The 22,888-nt window shown below is 29.5% G+C and carries 21 protein-coding genes and 1 pseudogene; 15 read left to right on the forward strand and 7 right to left on the reverse strand.

The genetic code is table 11. From position 1 onward, the window contains the following. Positions 1 to 14: 14 nt before the first annotated feature. Complete coding sequence (locus tag ACJDTP_RS14475; protein ID WP_406761626.1) at positions 15 to 977, forward strand: D-alanyl-D-alanine carboxypeptidase family protein; 963 nt, start codon at positions 15 to 17, stop codon at positions 975 to 977. A 311-nt stretch (positions 978 to 1,288) separates the two neighbouring features. Further along, a complete protein-coding gene (locus ACJDTP_RS14480; protein WP_406761627.1) occupies positions 1,289 to 1,813 on the forward strand; it encodes a VanZ family protein in 525 nt (174 codons plus the stop codon). Between the two features lie 631 nt (positions 1,814 to 2,444). On the opposite strand, the gene ACJDTP_RS14485 is transcribed toward ACJDTP_RS14480, so the two are convergent. Then, positions 2,445 to 3,005 (reverse strand): nitroreductase family protein, encoded by a 561-nt coding sequence (locus ACJDTP_RS14485; protein ID WP_406761628.1) that lies wholly within the window; start codon positions 3,003 to 3,005, stop codon positions 2,445 to 2,447. A 440-nt stretch (positions 3,006 to 3,445) separates the two neighbouring features. Between ACJDTP_RS14485 and ACJDTP_RS14490 the strand changes: the two genes are divergently transcribed. Next, on the forward strand, positions 3,446 to 4,339 hold the full coding sequence (locus ACJDTP_RS14490; RefSeq protein WP_406761629.1) for a LysR family transcriptional regulator: 894 nt from the start codon (positions 3,446 to 3,448) through the stop codon (positions 4,337 to 4,339). Between the two features lie 288 nt (positions 4,340 to 4,627). Here the strand turns inward: ACJDTP_RS14490 and ACJDTP_RS14495 are convergent, their stop codons facing one another. Both ACJDTP_RS14495 and ACJDTP_RS14500 read right to left on the reverse strand, forming a co-directional pair. After that, positions 4,628 to 5,824 carry an MFS transporter gene (locus ACJDTP_RS14495; protein ID WP_406761630.1) on the reverse strand — a complete coding sequence of 399 codons (1,197 nt, stop codon included), beginning with the start codon at positions 5,822 to 5,824 and terminating at the stop codon, positions 4,628 to 4,630. A gap of 237 nt (positions 5,825 to 6,061) precedes the next feature. Then, complete coding sequence (locus tag ACJDTP_RS14500) at positions 6,062 to 6,205, reverse strand: hypothetical protein (RefSeq protein WP_181005983.1); 144 nt, start codon at positions 6,203 to 6,205, stop codon at positions 6,062 to 6,064. Between the two features lie 113 nt (positions 6,206 to 6,318). Between ACJDTP_RS14500 and ACJDTP_RS14505 the strand changes: the two genes are divergently transcribed. The 4 genes from ACJDTP_RS14505 to ACJDTP_RS14520 all read left to right on the forward strand — a co-directional run bounded on the left by ACJDTP_RS14505 (position 6,319) and on the right by ACJDTP_RS14520 (position 11,093). Continuing rightward, positions 6,319 to 7,206, forward strand: coding sequence for a LysR family transcriptional regulator (locus ACJDTP_RS14505; RefSeq protein ID WP_103697959.1), 888 nt, complete (start codon positions 6,319 to 6,321; stop codon positions 7,204 to 7,206). Positions 7,207 to 7,612: 406 nt separating this feature from the next. Next, entirely contained in the window at positions 7,613 to 8,050 is a 438-nt protein-coding gene (locus ACJDTP_RS14510; RefSeq protein WP_406761631.1) for a MarR family winged helix-turn-helix transcriptional regulator, read from the forward strand. A gap of 84 nt (positions 8,051 to 8,134) precedes the next feature. Further along, a complete protein-coding gene (locus tag ACJDTP_RS14515; protein WP_406761632.1) occupies positions 8,135 to 9,496 on the forward strand; it encodes an MATE family efflux transporter in 1,362 nt (453 codons plus the stop codon). Positions 9,497 to 9,911: 415 nt separating this feature from the next. Then, the gene (locus ACJDTP_RS14520) at positions 9,912 to 11,093 is read left to right on the forward strand and encodes a cation diffusion facilitator family transporter (RefSeq protein WP_406761633.1); all 1,182 of its coding nucleotides are present in this window, start codon (positions 9,912 to 9,914) and stop codon (positions 11,091 to 11,093) included. A 264-nt stretch (positions 11,094 to 11,357) separates the two neighbouring features. Here ACJDTP_RS14520 and ACJDTP_RS14525 read toward each other — a convergent pair whose 3' ends face one another. Both ACJDTP_RS14525 and ACJDTP_RS14530 read right to left on the reverse strand, forming a co-directional pair. Continuing rightward, a complete protein-coding gene (locus tag ACJDTP_RS14525; RefSeq protein ID WP_406761634.1) occupies positions 11,358 to 12,137 on the reverse strand; it encodes an acyl-CoA thioester hydrolase/BAAT C-terminal domain-containing protein in 780 nt (259 codons plus the stop codon). Between the two features lie 28 nt (positions 12,138 to 12,165). Next, entirely contained in the window at positions 12,166 to 12,846 is a 681-nt protein-coding gene (locus tag ACJDTP_RS14530) for a TetR/AcrR family transcriptional regulator (protein ID WP_406761635.1), read from the reverse strand. Positions 12,847 to 13,308: 462 nt separating this feature from the next. Between ACJDTP_RS14530 and ACJDTP_RS14535 the strand changes: the two genes are divergently transcribed. After that, positions 13,309 to 14,520 carry an NAD(P)/FAD-dependent oxidoreductase gene (locus tag ACJDTP_RS14535; protein ID WP_406761636.1) on the forward strand — a complete coding sequence of 404 codons (1,212 nt, stop codon included), beginning with the start codon at positions 13,309 to 13,311 and terminating at the stop codon, positions 14,518 to 14,520. 549 nt (positions 14,521 to 15,069) lie between these two features. Here ACJDTP_RS14535 and ACJDTP_RS14540 read toward each other — a convergent pair. Beyond that, positions 15,070 to 15,492: a MerR family transcriptional regulator gene (locus ACJDTP_RS14540; protein WP_077853734.1), complete on the reverse strand. Its 423-nt coding sequence runs from the start codon at positions 15,490 to 15,492 to the stop codon at positions 15,070 to 15,072. Between the two features lie 225 nt (positions 15,493 to 15,717). Between ACJDTP_RS14540 and ACJDTP_RS14545 the strand changes: the two genes are divergently transcribed. Then, positions 15,718 to 16,482: an SDR family NAD(P)-dependent oxidoreductase gene (locus tag ACJDTP_RS14545; protein WP_173712322.1), complete on the forward strand. Its 765-nt coding sequence runs from the start codon at positions 15,718 to 15,720 to the stop codon at positions 16,480 to 16,482. A gap of 362 nt (positions 16,483 to 16,844) precedes the next feature. Then, complete coding sequence (locus ACJDTP_RS14550) at positions 16,845 to 17,201, forward strand: hypothetical protein (protein ID WP_077838244.1); 357 nt, start codon at positions 16,845 to 16,847, stop codon at positions 17,199 to 17,201. Positions 17,202 to 17,686: 485 nt separating this feature from the next. On the opposite strand, the gene ACJDTP_RS14555 is transcribed toward ACJDTP_RS14550, so the two are convergent. Next, positions 17,687 to 18,577, reverse strand: a complete 891-nt coding sequence (locus tag ACJDTP_RS14555) for a LysR family transcriptional regulator (protein ID WP_168982783.1) — start codon at positions 18,575 to 18,577, stop codon at positions 17,687 to 17,689. A gap of 244 nt (positions 18,578 to 18,821) precedes the next feature. On the opposite strand from ACJDTP_RS14555, the gene ACJDTP_RS14560 reads away from it, so the two are divergent. From ACJDTP_RS14560 to ACJDTP_RS14580, 5 genes and pseudogenes are all read left to right on the forward strand, one after another. After that, complete coding sequence (locus tag ACJDTP_RS14560; RefSeq protein WP_406761637.1) at positions 18,822 to 20,000, forward strand: acetyl-CoA C-acetyltransferase; 1,179 nt, start codon at positions 18,822 to 18,824, stop codon at positions 19,998 to 20,000. A 186-nt stretch (positions 20,001 to 20,186) separates the two neighbouring features. Further along, positions 20,187 to 21,217 (forward strand): annotated as a pseudogene (locus ACJDTP_RS14565) (epoxyqueuosine reductase). A 482-nt stretch (positions 21,218 to 21,699) separates the two neighbouring features. Further along, complete coding sequence (locus tag ACJDTP_RS14570) at positions 21,700 to 22,188, forward strand: helix-turn-helix domain-containing protein (RefSeq protein ID WP_039771611.1); 489 nt, start codon at positions 21,700 to 21,702, stop codon at positions 22,186 to 22,188. Between the two features lie 15 nt (positions 22,189 to 22,203). Next, complete coding sequence (locus ACJDTP_RS14575) at positions 22,204 to 22,566, forward strand: DUF4180 domain-containing protein (RefSeq protein ID WP_406761638.1); 363 nt, start codon at positions 22,204 to 22,206, stop codon at positions 22,564 to 22,566. Positions 22,567 to 22,583: 17 nt separating this feature from the next. Next, positions 22,584 to 22,769, forward strand: coding sequence for a hypothetical protein (locus tag ACJDTP_RS14580; protein WP_406761639.1), 186 nt, complete (start codon positions 22,584 to 22,586; stop codon positions 22,767 to 22,769). Positions 22,770 to 22,888: the final 119 nt, after the last annotated feature.

Genomic DNA, 22,888 nt, shown 5'->3' on the forward strand with positions numbered 1-22,888 from the left:
GGAGTTGTTTTATTATGGTACGAAAAGTAAAAAAGAAAAAGTCAAAAATATTCATATCTGTAGCATTTCTGTTGATGATTGGAATTGCTGCTTTTGTTTATAAATATATTATTGTTCCAGGATATCATCACATCTTTGAGAAAGAATATGGTGGTAGAATAACATCGGTTTCATCGTTTGATTCCTCTGTTCCTATATCTCCTGACAAGCTGAACAGTCCTAATGCGATTCTGATCAGTCTAAAAGATAATACCATCATGATGCAGAAAAATAGTGAAGAAAAAATCTATCCTGCTTCTTTGACTAAAATGATGACAGCCATTGTTGCCATAGAAAATTTACCTAATCTAAAGGAAGAAATTAAACTGAACAATTCTGCGTTTCAGGGGTTATACGGACAAGATGCATCAATGGCAGGTTTTAAACCAGGAGAGCAGGTTAGGGCAATCGACCTGTTATATGGGGCCCTGCTGCCAAGCGGAGCGGAGTGTTGTATTGGGCTTGCCAATCAAATTGCGGGGTCAGAGCAGAATTTTGTAAAGATGATGAATCAAAAGGCGGCTGAACTTGGTATGAAAAACACTCATTTTGAAAATGCCACAGGTCTTCAGAACGAAAACCATTATACAACAGTCAAAGATCTGTCTATTTTTCTAAGTTATGCTTTGCAAAATGATACTTTCAGAGAGATTTTTACTTCATCTCGTCACTCCACACCACCTACGAATAAGCACCCTCGTGGGATAACCTTTAACAGTACCATGTTTGAAGAACTTAACAATCAAAACATTACTGGTGGGCAAATTTTAGGAGGAAAAACTGGGTATACCGATGAGGCAGGTCTATGTCTTGCGAGTCTTGCCAAAGTGGGTAAACAAGAATATATTCTGATTTCAGCTGGTGCTAAAGGGAATCACCATACGGAACAGTATAATATTACCGATGCATTAGCTGTATATAGCAGCATAGGAAAATAATAAGTTATTCATAAAAATTTATTAAGATTTTCATAAGCAAAAATTCCAACATTGCTTACCTGATTTCGGTAAGATGAAATTATCGAACAGGACAGGCTCTGATATGAAATATTAGGAAAATAAGATATTTAATCTGCGCCTTACTGCGGAGTATGTAAATGGTATATTAATATGCCATGGTGATACGGATTCTGCTACTCATTTTATATATAATAATAGTGAATATTTGTATATAAATGCGAACGGAAGATTATTTATAAACTGAACATCGGAGAATAAATAGTAATCAAATGAAAAATGGAGGTATTATTATGAATAAACGAGAACGAATTAAAACATTCTTTTTATACGGTGTTTTCATTTGCTACATACTTTTGCTAATTAAAATATTGTTTTTATCAAGAATCTCTAATTTGGAATATAGGTCAATTAACCTCATTCCTTTTTATAGTATAAAGGAATATATATTTAGTAGCTCTGTCTCTATAAAAAAGTTCGCATTTGGTAATGTAGTTGGAAATATAGCTATATTTATTCCTCTTGGTGCATATTTGATATTATTCAAAAATAATAAAGGAGTAATGACCAATTTGTTGTTTGTATTTATAGTAAGTTTGCTTGTTGAAATCATTCAGGGGATCCTTGGAATTGGAGCATCAGACATTGATGACATAATTCTAAATTGTTTGGGTGGATTCATTGGTATTGTAGGATATAAGTTTTTCTTGTTTATATTACGAGATGAGAAAAAAGTACATACTGCGATTGCAATACTATCTGTTATTGCATTGCCACGTATATTATTTTATTTATTCATAATGAAAATGAGATTCTAAATATCTTTATTAGATATTCAAAAAGATGATCTACACAAAAGAAACGTAGAAATTAAGTATAATCTACAGCAAACCTAATATATAAACTTCGTGTTGTAGAGAAGATATATTCTTCAAAATATTTACTCTTCAGAATACCAGAATATATATTCTAATATTCTAATATTCTGAAGAATATGCTTGTATAATGCGAGTTTGAAGGCTGTGGGATTAAAAAGTTATTGTGCATTTGCTTTTATGATAGTAAAAGAGATTTTCATGTTGAGAGAAAAAAATTTTGAGTAGATAATAAAATTGTAGAGGAGATTTTCAAATGGGTCAGGGTAAAATAAAGATGAAATGTAAAAAGAGAGAAGCTGTTGATAAAACAGATTCCATTGGATAATTAGAAGACTTATCTATGGTAATAGTTTAGACTATTTTATATTTGGAAGAGAGAATTATAAGAATATATATAATTGGAAATTAATATGACTAAATAAAATTTTTAATTTGCAAAGAAAATCTAGGATAATGGAGGGGGAACCGTATCATAAATAAATGCGAAACTAAAATTGAATAAAAGTATATGATTTATGCACATACTTTTATTCAGTTGTGAGCGATAATAACTTTCGCTCAGCTTTTAAATTTATTTTACAATGCTTATAGTTCCTTCTTTTCTAGGTGCCGCCTTTGCATTACTATTATTGCTAAAACCTAAAGCAGCAGTACCCAATATAGTATAATTTTCAGGAATACCAAGTTCTGAAAGTATACCTATAACCTTAGGGTCATCTCGAACGATACTTAAAGACGATATCCAGCATGAACTAATATTAAGCGAGTGAGCAGCTAGCATTATATTTTCAAGTGCTACAGCAGAGTCTGCTTCTTTTTCTGGCGAGTTTTTATCACAAGCTGTGATGATTATAGTAGGAGCGTTATAGAATGGATTGAAATTGGGTATATTCCCCATCTTTTTATATTGCTCTATAGAAGAATTTTGCAAGGCTTCTTTTATTACAGAAATTAGCTGATTGATTTTCTCTTTATTTTGAACTACAGCGAAATGCCAGCTTTGAGTGCCTTTATAACTTGGAGCAAATTTTGCAGTTTCTAAGATTATATTTAAATCCTCATCGGAAATCTGCTCATCCGTATAAGATCTTATACTTCTTCTTGTTAAAATATTTTTGATTACTTCATTCATAATTTTTCTCCTTCTTTAAAGAAATATTTTATTTTACCTTAGTGGTTATTATTGAATATGCATTTAAAAATTATAATACCTTAATAAACTAGCTTATAATCTTTATAAATATATGAGTATATTTTATAATTAATTTATTGAGTTTTGAAATTTATTAAGAAAGTAATATAATGATATCAATAAAATTCTAAGACGTCTAATGGAACTTTTTCATAATATATATGAATAAAAGTCATACATAGTTATGGTTATTTAATACTTAAACTTTTACCTAGGATATGTTTTAATAAATTTGTATTTGGCAAATAATTTATGCAAAGGTTGAAAGTAATATATTATTTTAGTATAGTAATTTTCTAACGAGAGGTTTGAGTACTAAGTAGAAATGTTACCTTACCAATTGAGTTTAAAGATTATAAACTAAGGAGGTTATATATAATATGAACTGGCAGCAATTGGAATACTTTAAAGTTATAGCAGAAACGCAAAATTATACTACAGCGGCTGACTTACTATTGGTAACTCAATCAGCTTTAAGCAAGGCAATTTCGAAATTAGAAGAAGAGTTGGAAGTTCATTTGTTTGAAAAGAATGGGAGGAATATAAAATTAACCCGCTTTGGCAGTATGTTTTTAAAGCATGCAGAAGCTGCAATAAAAGAAATTAATGATGGTATCCAGGAATTACAGAATATAATCAATCCTATGACAGGCACAGTTTCTATTTCATCACTTTATACTATTGGAACACATTTTATTCCAACGATTATAAGCGACTTTTTAAAGGAAAATCCAAATGTAAAATTTGAATTTGGAATAAATTCGACTAGCAGTATTTTAGAGGGATTAGAGAATGGTAAATTTGACTTAGGTTTTTATGATGAACTTGAAAATATTGAAGAATATGAAAAAATAGAGTCAGTTCCAATAAAAAATGATGAGCTTGTTATAATAGTACCTAAAAATCATAGGCTTGCTGACCAATCAGAGGTAATGTTAAAAGATTTAAAAGATGAAACTTTTGCACTTTTTTCTGAAAATATAGCAAATAAAATGTGTTCTATTTTTAGAAGGGCTGGTATTATGCCAAAGACTATAGTAAAACCTAATGAGAGCAGTATGGTGGTTGCTGGCTTTGTTGGTGCAGGACTCGGTATTTCTATTATTCCAAACATACCTAATTTAATAACAGATAAAGTGTCAGTAATTAGAATAAAAGAACCTCAATGCTACAGGACTATACATATGGGGTGGTTAAAGAATGCTTATATAACTCCAGCCGCTGAAATATTTAAAAATTTTGTTGTCGCAGCTGCATCAAAAACAAAAATTTAAACACATATGTTTAAATTACAGTTTTATGGAAAACTTAACGAAACAGATAATCTCATTTACTTATGATACGGTGAACCATATCATAAGTAAAAGATAAATTTATTAAGTTTGGATAATAAAATGGAAAGATAACAGATGTTTTGCTTTCGTTATGAAATTCCATGACAATCAAAAAGTGAACTTAACTATGTCAAGTAGACAAATAAAGATTTATTATTTTTACTGTCTAATTGATATGGTATAGTTCATTTTGCAACAGACTATTCTTTTAGTGTAGTAACTAACAGTCTACTTTTCTGTAGCAAAATAAATTAATGCAATAATTTGAAAAGCTATTCCTATATATAAGGCCGTATTCCAACCGCCAACTGCATATGCCCATCCTCCAACAGCTGATCCAATAGCACCACCTACAAAGAAAAAAGCCATATATAATCCATTTAAACGGCTGCGATATTCAGCACCCAAAGAGAAAATAACTCGTTGACCAAGGACAAGATTTGCTGAAACACCCATGTCTAATAAAATAGATGCAATAACCAAAATTAATAATGCTAATGAATAGCCAGTTTGTGCTAATAAACATAACAACAATGAAATAATAACAATAATTAGAGCAATGGCAGTTGAGATCTTAACTAATCCTTTGTCAGCTAACCATCCAGCCACTGGTGATGCTGCAGCTCCTGAAACCCCTACTAGTGCAAATAGAGCAATGCCAGTTTGTGAAAGATGAAAAGCAGGGCTTCTAAGCAGCATGGGAACTGTGGTCCAAAACAGACTATAGGCTCCAAATACACATACATGATAAATAGCACGACGGCGTAAAATAGGTACAGTTTTAACTAGTTTCCACATAGAAGCAAGCAGTAGCGGATATTGTGTATTTATTGACGGTTTTCTATAAGGTAATAACTTGTATAATATTAGAATTAGAATAAGAACGAATCCTGCAGATAGAAAAAACATTAATCTCCAGCCAAAAAATCCAGCTACAAGACTAGCCACAGGACGAGCAAGCATAATACCAAGTAATAGTCCACTCATGACATTACCAACTATTCGACCACGTGAGGCTTCTGGTGATACGTGAGCTGCATAAGGAACCAATATCTGAGCAGCTACAGATCCAAGTCCAATGAAAAATGTAGCTATCAAAAATAGTGTTGCAACATTAGATGAAGCTCCAATTATTAAAGCAAAAACAGTTAATAATAATGAAGATACTACTAGCTTTCGGTTTTCCAAAATATCGCCTAAAGGCACGATAAATAATAACCCGATACAATATCCCATTTGCGTCAGCGTAACTACCAATCCTGCCGTACTGGAAGGTAATCCTATATCAGAGCTGATTAATTCAATTAATGGTTGAGCATAGTAAAGGTTAGCAACTATTACACCACATGAAACAGCTAAAAGTAGAATTAGCAAGGTTGAGATACCGCTATTAGTATTCTGATTTTTATTTGTAGTCATTTTCATACACTCCTATATATTTGCTCTTAGAATTATTCAACTTTTATAGAAACAGTTTTTCTAGTGTATAGTAATTTATGAAATTCCTATAAAACAACATAAATGTAATAATGCTAAAAGCTAAAATAATCATGAGACAATCTGCAATTGACAATGTATAATGATGGAAAAGGGCAAAAGCATTAAAAAATAAATTAAAAGAAAGCTTGTGCCTTATTATATAAAATACATTTACAACTAATTTTACTTTTCTAATTTATTATCAGTATTTTTCAAACGTAAGCAAAATACAGAAACTTCGGTATTCTTATGGAATTCTATACAAGAAGAACAATTTCCGTGTCTTTCACAATTTTTGTTTGGACAACTACAATTTTCGTTAATCATAATATCACCTCCAATACTTTTAGTCCTTGATTAACTTTTACAAATTAATTATAATTAACAAATAGATATAAGTAAAATTAATATTAAGTATAGGAGGTATATTAAATTTTTATATGCATATTAATCTTGAACTTTACAGAATTTTTTATATTACTGCACAATTAGGGAGTATATCTAAAGCAGCAAAAGAACTTTTCACATCACAGCCAGCGGTTAGTCAGTCCATAAAATTATTAGAAGAAAAATTAGGAGGACAATTGTTTTATAGAACTCCGAGAGGAGTTTCTCTCACCTTAGAGGGTGAAGTATTGTTTAAATATATAGAACAGGGTTATGGACTTATGCAGACAGCAGAAAGAAAATTTTTAGAATTAAAGAATCTTACTTTAGGCCAAATAAGGATAGCTGCATGCAGTACAACATGCAAATACTATCTTATGAAATATTTAGAAGAATATAGTATTAACTTCCCAAATATAAAAATATATATTAAAGATCAGCCAACATATAAAATAGTTCGGGCCTTAGAGGCTGGTGAAGTAGATATTGGAATTTTAAATATGAATATAGAAAATACAGATTCTCTTAATATTAATAAAGTATTTAAATTGCAAGACTGTTTTGTAGTAGGAGAAAAGTATAAGACTGTTTCTGAAAAAGAAATATCACTAAAAGAAATGCTTGATGGCTATCCTATTATTCTTCCTGAAAAAGGTAGTGATAGAAGAGATTCTATAGATAATTATATTAGTTCATATGGATTAAAAGTATTTCCGCAAATACAGTTGAGCAGTATGGATTTATTAATTGAATTTGCTAAAAAAGGATTAGGAGTTTCATGTGTTGTAGAAGATTATATTCAAAAAGAACTAGAAGAAAAACAATTATATAAGGTTTCTATTAAAGAAAAAATTCCTGAAAGAGTTTTAGGAATAGCAACCCACAAAAATATTCCTATTTCTACAGCAACTGAAGAGTTTATTAAGCTTATTAAAGTGTAATAATTTAGCTTACTGAATTAGGAGTAAATATTTTAAAAATAATAATTATGTATAACTTAAAAAGTGTCTAAAACGGCGATAAAAGCAATAGAAATGGGATTAGATAATGAAGCAATAACTAAGCTTACAGGACTTACATATAAAGAAATAAATATACTTAGAAGAGCGAAAAGTAACTAAAATATGATAACAAATAGGATATTCAAAGAATGGACATCTTATTTTAATAAAAAGGTTATCACTTACCATTGATACGGTGAACCATATCATAAGTAAAAGATAGCATGTAAAAAAAGAAATATTATAAATATAAAAATAATTATAAGAAATAAATATTGACACTTGAAGGTCTAATTGTTAAACTATAAATAGTTAGAATTCTAAGTGAAGTTTAGGAGGAATTTGAATGACTAATTCTGGATACTCTATAGAAACACCATATTCAGAAGTAATTAGAAGTATTGCGATAAAAATGAAACTCACTTCTGATGAAAAAGTAAAAAAGTTAGGATTGAATTCTCAACAAGGACGTATGATTGGTTATATTTATGAACACCAAGACAGTGGTATTATTCAAAAAGATTTGGCAAAAGTCTTTCAACGTACAGAAGCAAGTATTACAAGTATGCTGCAAGGATTAGAGAAAAAAGGATATATTGAAAGAAGAATTCCTAAAGAAAATGAGAGACAAAAATATATATATGTACTGCCTAAAGGTGCTGAACTCATAGAAGATTTTAATAAATTGGTAGCTGAGGCAGAGGAAAATATTATTGCAAACTTGACGGAACAAGAGAAGGAAACTTTGTTAGCTTTGTTATTGAAAGTAGATAGAAATCTATAAGTTATTAATATAATAACTTATAACTAAAAACTTAGAATTCTAAGAATACGAATTCTAATAATACTTATTATGGAGGATGAAATTATGAAACAAAAATTTTCAAACGAATATTATTTAGAAAGTGCACCGATTACTAAGGCAATTGCACATTTATCTATTCCTATGATGATCGGTATGTCAGTAGGTACAATATATAACGTTATTAATGCTTTTTTTATTGGACTATTAAACAATACAGATATGTTAACTGCTATCACTTTAGGACTACCAATCTTCACTATACTAATGGCTTTTGGAAATATGTTAGGGGCAGGAGGCGGAACATTTATAACCCGTCTTATTGCTAAACAAGATAAAGAGAAAGCTAAGAAGATAGCTGGATATTCTTTTTATAGTAGTATTATTATAGGAATTTTGCTTGGAATAATTGCCATGATAGCACTTAATCCTATTGTTAAGATTTTGGGGGCAGATACTTCTGCTATTATTAATTATACAAAAAGTTATTCTTTAACTATGTTTATTGGTGGTTTTGCAATTATAATGAACTTCGCATTGGAGCAAGTTGTGAGAGCGGAAGGAGCATCAAAAGAATCAATGTTCGGAATGGTTGTAAGTACAATTTTTGGTCTTATATTTGACCCATTATTTATACTAGTATTTAAATTTAATGTTATTGGAGTAGCAGTATCAATGATTTTGGCTAATATAGCTTCATCAATTTATTATATTTACTACTTGGAAACAAAAAGCGAGAATTTAAAAGGATTTATTAAGAATTTTAATATTTCCCTTAAAGATAAAATAGAGATATATAAAGTTGGGGTTTCTGAATTGTTCCTAGCTGGTTTTCTAATTATTACAACACTTCTTTTGAATAATTATTCAATTAGATATGGAGAAAGTGTAGTAGCTAGTTTTGGTATTGCTTTGAGACTTGTACAAGTACCAGAATTCCTTGCAATGGGACTCGCATTAGGAATTATCCCTTTAATTGCATATAATTTTTCTAATGAAAACTTTAAGAGATTAAAAGACAGTATAAAACAATCAGCTTTATGGATTTTAGGATTATCAGGTGGATTTGTTACTTTAGTTTTTATTTTTAGAAATGTAATTATTCGTCTGTTTTCTAATGATTCAGCAGTATTAAGTGTTGGAGTTTATATCATGGCAGCCATGCTTATTTCCGCACTTTTCAATGGATTTACTACATTATTTACAGGAATTTTTCAAGCATCAGGTCAAGGAATACCATCAACAATTATGGGAATTACACAAGGAATTCTTTTTATTCCTGTCATAATAGTATTGAATAATTTCTATGGATTGCATGGTGTTATATGGTCTATGACTATTACAGAAATAATTACCTTTTTAACTGGAGCAATACTATATATTATTTTTAATAATAAAATAAAAAAGAATCAAGTAGTAGCAAACTAGCATTAATAAATATTGTGTCTGTATAACTACCTAGATTTAATAAAGTAAGGCACATGAAAATAAATAACAAGTGCGAAATTGCCATGGAAAATACACTGGCAAATGGACTTGTTATTTATTTGATTTTGCCTAAATATAATAAGCGAGTAATGAAAATGGAGTATCACTTATTACTGATACGGTGAACCATATCAGTAATAAGTGAGGTTTTTCCCGATCATTTGCTCTAAATATATAATAAGATAAACAGCTCATTAGTATATGAGCTGTTTATTATACTGTATAAGGAACTTTATGGTATAATATTTGATAATACGCTGAATTATTGAGTTAGTTTATAGTGTTAATTTATTGATTAAACGCATATATAAACATACGTGGAATAAATAAGATAAAACGGTGGAAGGCGAAATATATGAAATCTATTTTTGATTTTTTAATAAGAAAATTTGTGAAAGACTACAAAAATGTAAGTTCCCAATCAGTTAGACAATCTTACGGGACTCTTGGAGGAAATGTCGGGATAATAATAAATTCTTCTATTCTTATTCTAGAAATTGTTATTGGTTTATTTCTAAATAGTATAGCCATTACAGCAGATGCTTTTCATAATCTTACAGATGCATTATCTTCGTTAGTTACAATATTTAGTTTTAAACTTGCAAATCGTCCGGCAGATGATAAACATCCTTTTGGTTATGGAAGAATAGAGTATATAACTGCGCTCCTATTTTCTGGTGCCATACTTGTAGTAGGATTTGAATTTCTAAGAAGCTCATTTTTGCGTGTTTTACATCCAGTAACTATACCTTTTGATAAAGTAAGTTTTATTTGCATGATGTGTGCAATACCATTGCAAATTTTTCTTAACAGGTTTACAAATTATATAGGTAATGTTATTGATTCGTCTGCACTCAAAGCATCAGCATTAGAATCATTTACTGATATATTAGTTCTATCTATGGTTACATTTTCTTTGCTTATTACAAAGTTTACAACCTTTCCCATTGATGGATATATAGGATTAATTGTATCTCTTTTTATTCTCCATTCAGGTATAGAACTTGGAAGAGAAATGCTTGGTACTATAATTGGGAAAGCACCAGAAAAAGAATTTGTAGAAGAACTAAAAAGTAGCGTAATAAGTTATAAATATATATGCGGAGTACATGATCTTGTAATCCATAATTATGGTCCAGGTAGATACATGGCTTCTTTGCATGCTGAGGTTCCAAGTAATATATCTATTATGGAACTGCATGATGTTATAGATAAGGCTGAGAAGGAAATTGGTAAACGAATGAATGTATATCTTTCAATTCATATGGACCCAATTAACACAGACAGCCCTGAGATTACAGCCTTAAAAGAAGAAGTTTATGAAAAGATTAAAGTAATAAAGGGCGTAGTATCTATGCATGATTTTAGAGTTGTTGGAAAAAGTGAAGAAAAAACCATATTATTTGATGTGGTATTGGACAAGACTAGTTTTAAAGATAGCGAAAAAAAGGAACTACAAGCTCAAATACAAGATGTGATATATGGTATTAATCCTTCTTATAGGAGTATCATTACTTTCGATAGAGAGTTTTACTAAATGATATATGATGAAATAGTAACATAATGGGAGAAGGATTTTAAATTTGCAAAGTTCAAGTTCTCGGATAATAAGTTTGCGGTGGATATTTTCAAATAGGCTAGGACAAAATAAAAAATTAAGTCTGAAAAGAGAAGCACTTTTGATAAAAAAGAAAACAACCTGTTAAATTTAAGCGGGTAGTTTTCTTTTTGTAGATTTATGACATTATTAAAAAGTTTAGAATCATTAAGACTTCTAAAAAAAGTGGATGGATTATTGAAATTATTCTACATTTGCCTTTAAATAGTTTATTATTTCTCTTACAGATTCATCATACTTTAAAAAGCTATGTCCTTCTAAGTTTAAGGAAACATGATTAATATTATTACTGTTTTTGCTATTTTCAACTAGAGTATTGCACATATTTTTGCTTGGCCAGTATGAATCATTTTCAGATGAAATAAGCAGTACCTTGCCTTTATAAGAATCTATATTTATTATGGCATCTGGATTAAAATTCTTTTCTATGGAAGTTTCATAACATCTGCAAAAATTATTATTTTTTGCATTATTCATAGCCTCATCATCAATATTAAATTTGATATATGGTAATTCCTTATTGTTAAAGGACCATGAAGCTTTTGGCTGTGCTTTTAAGATGCTGAATAAATCTTCTGGCAAGCCTTGAAAAACATATGAACTAGGAACACAGGCAATAGTGATTGCTGATTTCATATAATTTGTTAACACTAAAGCAGCTTCTCCGCCTTTAGACTGACCTATAATAATTACTTTATTGTCAGGTATGTTATATTTATCTTTAATAAAGTTTATGGAATTCGTAAAATACTCCATTGGAACCAGTTCTAAAGACTTTGTAAGTTCTCCGACTCCATAGTACGCTAAGAGTAAAAGATTAAAATTCTGCTTTAAATAATTAGATAAATCATCGCTTATATTAGCTGGAAGTCCAGGTCTACTTCCGCTCATAATAACTGCTAATGGTTTTCCTTCATTTTCGTAAAAGTCTGCGTAAATTTCTTTTGATCTGTATTGTTTCATTTTAAATACCTCCATTAATTTAAATTATTTAGTTAAGAAGTTCTTTGTAATATGCTTCAAGAACGTTATCTATATATTTATTAATATTTTCTGCTGTGTAATCTATATTTAGAGCTTTGAGATGATAAGTGCATAAAGAGGAAATTATATCTTTTATATTACATTTAAGTCTTTCATCAAGCCAATTGGTTATTACACCAAATATGCTATGTGTAATAAGAACCGAAGATATCTCTATATTATCTATACCGCATAAGTGTTTTGTGTTTAAATGTTCTAACAGCTTTTTTAAATAGATAGTTGTTCTGTCTAGGATTTCTGTACGTTTATTTTCAAATAATTCGTTAATGCCCATAGATTTTACAAATAATATTTTGGCAAACTCTTTATTTTTTGCATATATACAGATTGCACTTGTCATGGAAGTTGTAAATTGTTCGATTACATTATCTTTTAACGCCTTTGAACTTTCTGAAGCTGCATTCATACTCATATTTGAAATTTCATCAAAGATCTGTAGCAATATTTCTTCTTTGTTGTTAAAGTAAGAATAAAAAGAACCCACAGAAATAGAAGCTTCATTAGTGATATCTTTTATAGAAGTTTCTATATAGCCCTTTTTGGAAAAAACATCAGCAGCTGCTTTTAAGATTGCTTGTCTCTTTAATTCTTTTTTATCTTCAGTTTTTCTTGAAATAATATTATCCATAAAAATTCACTCCTTATAAAAATGAATTTGAATTCAAATTCATTTTTATTGTAAGTCGAAAAATATTGGTTTTCAATATAAGATTTGGAAAATAATACTATGATTAACCATTTTAGTTACTTATAGTTTTATAATTTTCTGATTTTATGAACATTGTGTTACCTGCACAGAAATTATTAAGTTCATTTGCTTACACATTGATATAACATGTTTAAGGCTATTTGTTTTTTTTGGGGGGGGGGGAGACGATGCTTTTACTCCTCAATGCAGATTATATTGACATACTCTTTATAAAAAATTACCTACTCCATTAAAAAGAGCACATAAGTGAGTATTTCCTGAAATATGACTTCTGATGCTGACGTTATGTGTATCAATTTATTGTTATACATATTAAAAGTATTTTGGCAAATAATAATTTTATTATAATTTAGTTAAAGCTTAAGGGAGTAGATAGTTATTATGAATATACAGTATGTACAGGGAGAGTGTTTCTTTAGAAGAATTAATAAACTTAAAAAACAATATGAGTATCTAACAGAAGATATTAATACAGAGGTTATAATAGTTGGAGGGGGAGTCACTGGAGCAATTTTAGGGTATTATTTTACTAAAAATAATATTGATGCTGTTATTCTAGAAAAATCAAGAATAGCTCATGGCAGTACTAGCATAACTACTTCACTTCTTCAATATGAACTCGATAGTAAGGCTATGGAATTAAAAGCCTATACGTCTATAGATAATGTTATAAAGTCATATAAATTAGGAATAAAAGCATTAGATGAAATAGAGGAATTTATAAATGAGTATGGAAATACATGCGAGTTTAAGAAAACTGATAGCTTCCTGTATACAGATAAAAAGATTGAGATAAAGGAAATTGAGCAGGAATATAAGATTAGATATGAGGCTGGATTTCCGGTAGAATTTATTGATGAAACTAATAATCCTTTTTCTTTTGATGTAAAGGCTGGAGTACTTAGCAAAGGTGGAGGAGCGCAATTTGATCCATATAAATTTACTCATGCACTACTTGATTCAAGTTGCAAAAAAGGATTAAGAGTATATGAAAACTCAGAAGTAACATGTATTAATTACACTGAAAATGAAGTTATATCAGAAACCGTGTATGGACATAAAGTTAGAGGCAAAATTTTATTAGTCGCAACAGGATATAATACTGAACTTTTTACAAAAAGAGCATTTGGAATCAAAACCACAGCATTCAATATAGCAACAAAACCAATAGAAAACCTTAGAGAAATCTATAAGAGTGTAGTAATTAGAGATAATGAAGTTCCATACAATTATTTTAGGACTACTAATGACAATCGGATAATAATTGGAGGAAAAGATATAAATTTTATGCCAGACATATTTAATGAGAAATTATGTGAAAAACAATATGATAAATTAGAACAAAGACTTAAAAATTTATTTCCGGACTTGAATATAGAAATAGATTATAGGTATTGTGGAGCATTTGCATCAACACAAGATAATTTAGGCTTTTTAGGAAAGGACCCAAACAATAAAAAATTATGGTATTGCTTAGGCTATGGAGCAAATGGTATTTTATTTGCTATACTGGGTGGAATTATGCTTAGTCAATTGTATTTAGGAACTGCTTCTGAAGATTTGAAACTTTTTCAGGTTAATAGATTTGATTAATGTATATCTTTCAATATAAGGCGCCTATGATAATAACTTAGACTATTTTATATCTGGAAAAAAGAATTATAAGAACTGTATAGTCAGAAATTTATATGACTATACAAACTTTTTAATCAGTAAAAAGAGTTTAGAATAATAAAGAGTGAATTATATTATAAGTAAATAAGATTTATAGTCTGAGGTATGTATATGACTTGCTTCGGACTATTTTCATAGGTGAAAATACCGTATCATAAGTAATGTGAAATTAGTATATAACAATTAATAGTTAGCAGAATTTAGCGTATATGTTTTAATAATATCTTCTTGAAAAATTGTAAATAGCTAATTTTAGTAGAAGAAATAATGGTTAGACATTGAATATTTCATCTATTATAATTTTTATGAAGAATTACAATACATTTACACATGAACCACTTTATAACTTATTATATGTTTATAGGAGAACAGTTTTAAATACAAATATGCACCATTAAAACTGTTTTCATAGATACACATATAAATATTTAGAGGAAGTATTAGGTTTAAGTGGAACAAGTTTGATTACTATAGCAAGTTATTTTCACGTTTCTCATCATAAAATTTTTTTCTTTCTGCGTTAATAATTTGGACTGAGTCAGGAGATGAATACCTTTCTATTTTAAAATGAATAAGGTCTAAATTTTCATTGAGTTCATTTATTTGATTTAAAATTACTTCTTGATGTTTTAAAAGTAATTCTTTTCGTGAATCTATGGTGCTAGTACCTTCCATGCAGAAATCAATATACTTTTTTATATCTTTAAGTTGCATGCCAGTATTCTTTAAACAGCAAATTGTTCTAAACAGACCTACGTCTGATTCAGTAAAAACTCTGTTTCCGGACTTATTTCTCATGACAAATGGTAGGAGTCCTTCTTTGTCATAAAAACGAATTGTATATATAGAAATTCCAAACATTTTTGATATATCTTTTATTGTATAAGTCAATTTTAAAATCCCCCTTTAAAATTTATAAAAAAAAGCTTGACCTAGAGATATCTCTAGGTATTAACATGAGTATAAATCATAGGAAATTAAATTTCAAGTAACTTATACCTTCTTGGATTAACATTAAAACTGATGACTAATACTATCTTTGAAATATAAGTAGCAGTATAAATAATGAGATATTAATTTCTAAATGGTTAATAAATATTTAAAGGAGAGGTTTTTATGAACCCCAATAATAAAATTGCATTAGTTACAGGTGGAAGTCGTGGAATTGGCAGAAATTCTGCAATATCATTATCTAAAAAAGGAATAGATGTAATTATCACTTACAATAATCAAAAAGAAAAAGCAGATGAAGTTGTAAAAGAAATTGAAGCAAATGGTGGTAAAGCTGCTGCTATTCAGCTTGATGTAAGTAATATATCTTCCTTTGATTCCTTTGCATCTAAGTTATCAGATGTTTTAAAGGATAAATGGAATAGAGAGCAGTTTAATTTTTTAATTAATAATGCAGGGATCTCAAATCACACTCCTATTTTAGAAGTTACAGAAGAGGAATTTGACAAAATAGTTAATATACACTTTAAAGGAGTTTTCTTTTTGACACAAAAACTAATTCCGCTTATTGCTGACAAAGGTGGAATTGTGAACACTTCAACAGGATTAACTCGCTTTACATTCCCAGGTTCTGGACTTTATGCTTCTGCAAAAGGTGCAGTAGAAGTTTTTTCTAGATATTTAGCTGTAGAATTAGGAGCTAGAGGTATAAGAGTGAATACTATAGCGCCTGGAGCTGTTAACACTGAATTTAGCGGAGATACTTATATTAAAAATCCAGGTTTGAAAGATATTGTTGGTTCTCATGCTGCACTCGGAAGAATTGGAGAAGCTTCTGATATTGGAGGTGTTGTCGCTAGTCTATGCACGGATGAAATGGGATGGGTTACAGGTCAACGTATTGAAGCATCTGGTGGTACTTTACTATAATTAAAAGATACTATTCTTGATCAACAAGAGATTATAATCTTGAGTTGACTAATTTAAAAAGTAAAGTGGTGCTGGTAACTTTCCGACAATTGATATTATGGAAGAACAATTTGGCAAATAAACATACAGGAATATGTTTTAAAACAATATAGCACATAATTCTAGTTGCTTAGGCAACTGGTATCACTATAATTTTATAATAGTTAAAAAATTAGTAGCTATCCATGTGTCATCATGGGGCTACTATTTTTTTGTTTTGAGTGCTGAAGTCCAATTTTATTGCTACATTTGATAAAGAGTATAGGATTTAATTAAGTTTATGGTATTATATAGTATATAGGAAAATATTGGAGGGAATGAAATTGAAAGATATTATTATCATCGCCAAAGTAATAGTAGGGGTTAGACCTAATCCTTTTGGAATGGATGGGGGATTAAATATTTTTAAAAAATCTCTTTCTGAAACTCTGAAAGAAAAGTTAAATCAAAAATTGAAAGAAAAAAATATGGATTATAAAGTTCATGTTGATTCTACATATGATGACCTAAAAAATTTAATTCATGATGAAGATACCTTACTCTTAATATCTCCATATATAAAAGACAAGGTTGATATAGATGGTATAAGTAAAAATAATTATTATATATTAAGCGAAAACGAGTTTAATGATGGATATGTAGAAGATATTATTACCTACGTAGAAAATAAAAAACATTGAATGGTAAATTAGGCGGACTATTAATAATGATAGGCTCAATTTAGGATCAGTATCTCAAGGATCTAAATATATATTTAGAAGAAAAATATAAAATTTGTAAGAATCAAAAAATCCATGCCCAGTTGAAGCGTGACCCAAGTGATAAAATGAACCCACCAGAAAAGTTCATATTTTCTGGTGGGTAAAATTTTATATAGAAATATAGTTATCTAAACCAAAAGATATACTTTAATATTTGCGAATCATACTAGAAATTAGATACATGTTTGTGAAAGCGGCATTTGAAATTGAGTTGTGATTGGTTCTTAGTTGAAGGTTGTTCCATTTTCTGCTTGTCCTAAACTTGCTTTTGGAGCATGCAGAAATGGGTTCAACCTTCAACTTAGAACTATCCAGCGAAAATTTCATTAGTCCGCTGGAACAAATTTGTATCTAATTTCGGTTTTGCCACACATAAATATAATTTTAAAGCTAGATATCTATAGTTATTGAATATTAAAATCTTTTCTCACTAATTCAATAAACAAAGACATTGCAGGGCTGATCCACTTATTCTTGTGATAAGCATATATTGCTGTGATTTTAGCATTTAAGTCGCCTGCTTTGAGTTCTTTTAATTTACCATTTTCAAGCTCCTCCTCTATAGTAAAACGAGGTAAAAACGAAATTCCAAGATTACTTGCAACACATTTTTTTATCGCCTCAATGCTGCCAAGTTCGATTGTGTTATCTAGGAATATATTTTTATCAAAAAAATAACTTTCAAGTATTTTTCGATAAATGGATTCAACTTCATTGATGATAAGGCTTGTATTTATTTTTTGGTTAGGCGTGCTGAAATCTAATTTTTCTTGTTCAAATTGCGGTGAGCATACTAAAGCTACATCGAAATCAGAAAGCTTCACAGCATTTAAACTTTCATTTTTACTTCCCACATTATACATCAAGCCAAGGTCTACTTCACCACTGGCTAACATATTTTTTATGTCATAGCAATTTAGCGCAACCATAGAAAGTCTTACATTAGGGGCTTTTTCTTTAAACATAGCTAATACATTTTGTAATTTATAAGACATTAAAGATTCTGCAACAGCAATTTTTAATTCTCCTGTAATGTTATCGCCATATTTACCAATGCTTTCAATCTTTTTCACTGTATTAAGCAATTCATCGGCGTATGGTATTAATTCTTTTCCTAAAGGAGTTAATACCATATTACGTCCAATTTTTTCGAATAACTTTATTGAGAGTTCCTGCTCTAGCTGCTGAATTTGTGAGGTAACAGTAGATTGAGTATACCCTAATTTCATTGCTGCATTTGAAAAATTACCTTCTTCTATAATACTTTTAAAAGTTTTGAAATGTCTTATATCCATTAATTTCACTCCGATCTTTATGTTAATTTAATGATATATTGAAAAAATCGAATTGTCAATTCGAATATATCAATTTTACAAATATATAATCATCTGATAATATAAAGTCATAGAGCAGCTGCAAATCAATTTAGTAAGTTTTAATTTTTATGAAAACTCTTAAATAATTAATGCGAATAAATTTTTTATATCAAAATTTGTTAAAAAAATAACAAGTAACTTTTCAATATGGGAGGAATAAGAAATGAAAGATGTAGTAATAGTAAGTGCAGTAAGAACTGCAATTGGAGCTTATGGAAAGACTTTAAAAGATGTACCAGCAGTTGAATTAGGTGCAATAGTAATAAAAGAAGCTGTTAAAAGAGCAAAGATTAAACCAGAGGAAATTAATGAAGTTATCTTTGGAAATGTGCTTCAAGCAGGCCTTGGACAAAACCCAGCAAGGCAAGCAGCTGTGAAAGCTGGACTACCTGTAGAAATACCTGCATTTACAATTAATAAGGTTTGTGGTTCAGGATTAAGAGCTATAAGTTTAGCAGCTCAAATTATAAAAGCTGGTGATGCTGATGCTATTGTAGTAGGTGGTATGGAAAACATGTCTAGTGCACCATTTTTACTTGATAATGCAAGATGGGGACAAAGAATGGGACATGGAGAATTCATTGATGAAATGATAAAAGATGGTTTATGGGATGCATTCAATGATTATCATATGGGAGTAACTGCAGAAAACGTGGCTGAGAAATGGAATGTAACAAGAGAAGAACAAGACGAATTTTCACTTTTATCACAACAAAAAGCTGAAAAAGCTATAAAGAGTGGAGAATTCAAAGATGAAATAGTTCCTGTAGTAATTAAAACTAAAAAAGGTGAAATAATATTTGACCAAGATGAATTCCCTAGGTTCGGGAATACTATAGAAGCATTAAAAAAACTTAAACCTATTTTTAAGGAAAATGGTACAGTTACAGCAGGAAATGCATCTGGATTAAATGATGGAGCAGCAGCATTAGTAATTATGAGTGCAGATAAAGCTAAAGCGCTAGGAATAAAACCACTTGCTAAAATCATTTCTTATGGATCAGCAGGATTAGACCCAGCAATAATGGGATATGGTGCATTTTATGCAACAAAAGCGGCCTTAGATAAAATCAATTTAAAAGCTGAAGACTTAGATTTAATCGAAGCAAATGAAGCTTATGCATCACAAAGTATAGCAATAGCTAGAGATTTAAACTTAGACATGAATAAAGTAAATGTTAATGGGGGAGCCATAGCTCTTGGACATCCTATTGGTGCATCTGGAGCACGTATTTTAGTAACTTTGCTACATGCTATGGAAAAAAGAGATGCAAAAAAAGGACTTGCAACATTGTGCATTGGTGGAGGTCAAGGAACTGCCTTAATAGTTGAAAGAGAATAATTATAATCATTAATTAGGATATGTGAAATAAATAACAAACAAGCATACTATATATGTTGCAATAATAAACTTACATTTATTATTCTAGTAAACAAAGAGCTTAATAAAGAGTTAAATATAGAAATTAAATTGCAACATATATAATTTATTATCTTTTTACCTAACCTAAGAAAGGGTGTAGAGAAAATGACTTTATTAGCAGATAAAATAAAAAGTGCAGCATTAAATTTAGGATATGAAAAGTGTGGAATCATTAAAATATCTGATATAGATGGCTATAAAGAAAGACTTGATGAACGTGTTGAACGTGTTCCAGAGTCCAAAGGTTTTTATCAAGGTCAATATCGTTTTACACAATTACAAGATACTTATCCTTGGCAAAATCAATTGTAATATGTGTGAGAAGATATGGCAAATATCATATTCCAGAACATTTAAAAGGCATGATTGCAAAATACTATTTGGTTGATGCAAGAAAAGATAAGAATTCTAAAGATTTTCAAGATAGCGTAAAATTTGAAGAATATATGCAAGAGTTAGGGCTTAGAGCAGAAACTGAAAGAGGTTTTGGTCTTGTACCATTACGTTTTGCAGCTATGAAAGCTGGGCTTGGAATAGTTCGAAAGAATAATTTCTTTTATACTGAAAATGGCTCATCAGTGTATTTGGATGCATGGCTTATTGATAAGGAATTAGAAGCAGTAGAAATACCAAATGTAAGACCTTGTTCTGATAAGTGTAATCTATGCATGAAAGCATGTCCTTCAGCGTCTTTATCAAAACCATATACAATGAATCCTATAGCATGTGTATCTTGTATAACTACATTTATGGGAAGAGATATGATTAATGAAAAATATAGAGAAGAAATAGGAAATTGGGTTTATGGATGTGATGCCTGCCAAGATGCATGCCCTATGAATAAAAATCGTTGGCAGGAAACAGAAGAATTTCCTAATCTGCATGAGTTAAGTGAACAAATATCTCTAGAAAAAATAATCAAAATGGATTATAAATTTTTAGAAGAAGTTATGCAGCCTAAGTTTTGGTATATAGATAAATCAAGTGTTTGGAAATGGAAAGTTAATACTATTAATGTAATGGTAAATGACTATAAAGAGCAATATAAAGAACATATACTGTATGCTTGTAATGATAGTAATTCAAAGGTACGAGAAATGGCAGAGTGGGCAATTGAAAAATTGAACTTAAAGTAATTTTCTAAAATCAAAGAAATGATTTAATAATGGTCGATTACACTGTTACTACTCAATAAGTGTGCACAAGTTAAGTGTACTTTATAAATTGCAATTTAATAATATATTTAAGTAATGGAGGAGAACCAAGTCCGGATTATGGATGTGGTTCTCCTTCTTATTATCTTGTTTATGCAAGAAAGTTTATGATAAATGTTGTGAATATAAAGATTTATATAATATTTTGCAAAACTAATTCTTCATCATAATTCTAAGAATATTACAAGAATTTTAGCCGTAATTGTGGAATGTGCATTGTGAATTGTAGTATATATAGATTTTACTAAATCGTAGTTAAGAAAAGGCATGAACGTAGTGAGATTTTTATATCATGGCTCAATAAAATACAATAAAGTATAACAAAATACAATAAAATGCTTGACGTAAGTAAAAAGAATTATTATAATTTGACCATAGATTAATTTTGAAAGGGTAGATTTTTTATGGAGAATCAATTTTATACAATAGATAAAGTAGCAGAAATATTAGGCATGCATCACAAAACTATTAGAAAGTTTATAACAGAAGGAAAGCTTGCTGCAAGTAAAGTGGGAAAGCAATGGAGAATTTCTGGTCATGATTTAAGTCTTTTTATGGAAAAGAATAATGTTAATATAAATAATAAAAAAGCTAGTGATGAATCAAGTATTGATTTTCTTACTAATGGAGAAGTTAAAGAAACCGAAAAACAAAAAATAAATGTATCTACTGTTGTTGATATAAATGATGTGGATAAAGAACAATACTTTAGAATATCAAATACGCTTATAGCAGTAATGAATTGTAAAGACCCTAAAATGGGGAAATCAACAATTAATATGAAATATGATGAAAAAGAAAACAGGCTAAGAGTTTTATTATGGGGAAATGTAAGCTTCATTGAAGAAATGCTAAAATCTATTTCTATGCTTGTGGAACAAACTAATATATAGAGGAGAGTGAATGTTTTGAATTATAAAGTGGTAAATAAAAATAATATTAAATATATAGAATTTGATTCTGAAGTATGGAAACTTTCTTCAGAGCAAGATGTGGTAGATTGTATATCTATTTGTATGGAAAAAGATATTTATACAATCATGCTTAGTTCAAATGTATTATCAGAAGATTTTTTCAATCTTAAAACTAGGCTTGCGGGTATGGCGTTGCAAAAATTTATAAATTATCACGTGAAAGTCGCAGTTATTATAGAAGATGAGGAAAAACTTAATGATAGATTTAAAGAAATGATAATGGAATCTAACAAAGGAAACAATTTAAGAACTTTTAAGAACATTGCAGAAGCTGAAAGTTGGATTTCTAAATTATGATACTAAGGAGAAAATAGATGGAGATGGGGAAAGTGCTTAAAACAAATGAAGGAAAAAATGATGTTATAAAATTTTATGATAAATTCCTTCAAAAATTGGCACTATCATATGAAAAGTTTTATGTAGATACGAGATATGGAAAGACGTTTATTATAGCTAGCGGTGAAAAAAGTAAAGATAGGCAAAAAGGCTCGGGGATTTAAACCTGGAGTCTTTTTTTTATCCTATAATAATCAAAATTTGCTATAGGGTTGAGCTAATAATAGTTGTTATGTTTTTAATGAACATAAAATTCTAATAGAAATAAGATTATTAAAGAACA

The sequence above is a fragment of the Candidatus Clostridium helianthi genome (assembly GCF_045310795.1).
Lineage (GTDB): Bacteria > Bacillota > Clostridia > Clostridiales > Clostridiaceae > Clostridium > Clostridium helianthi.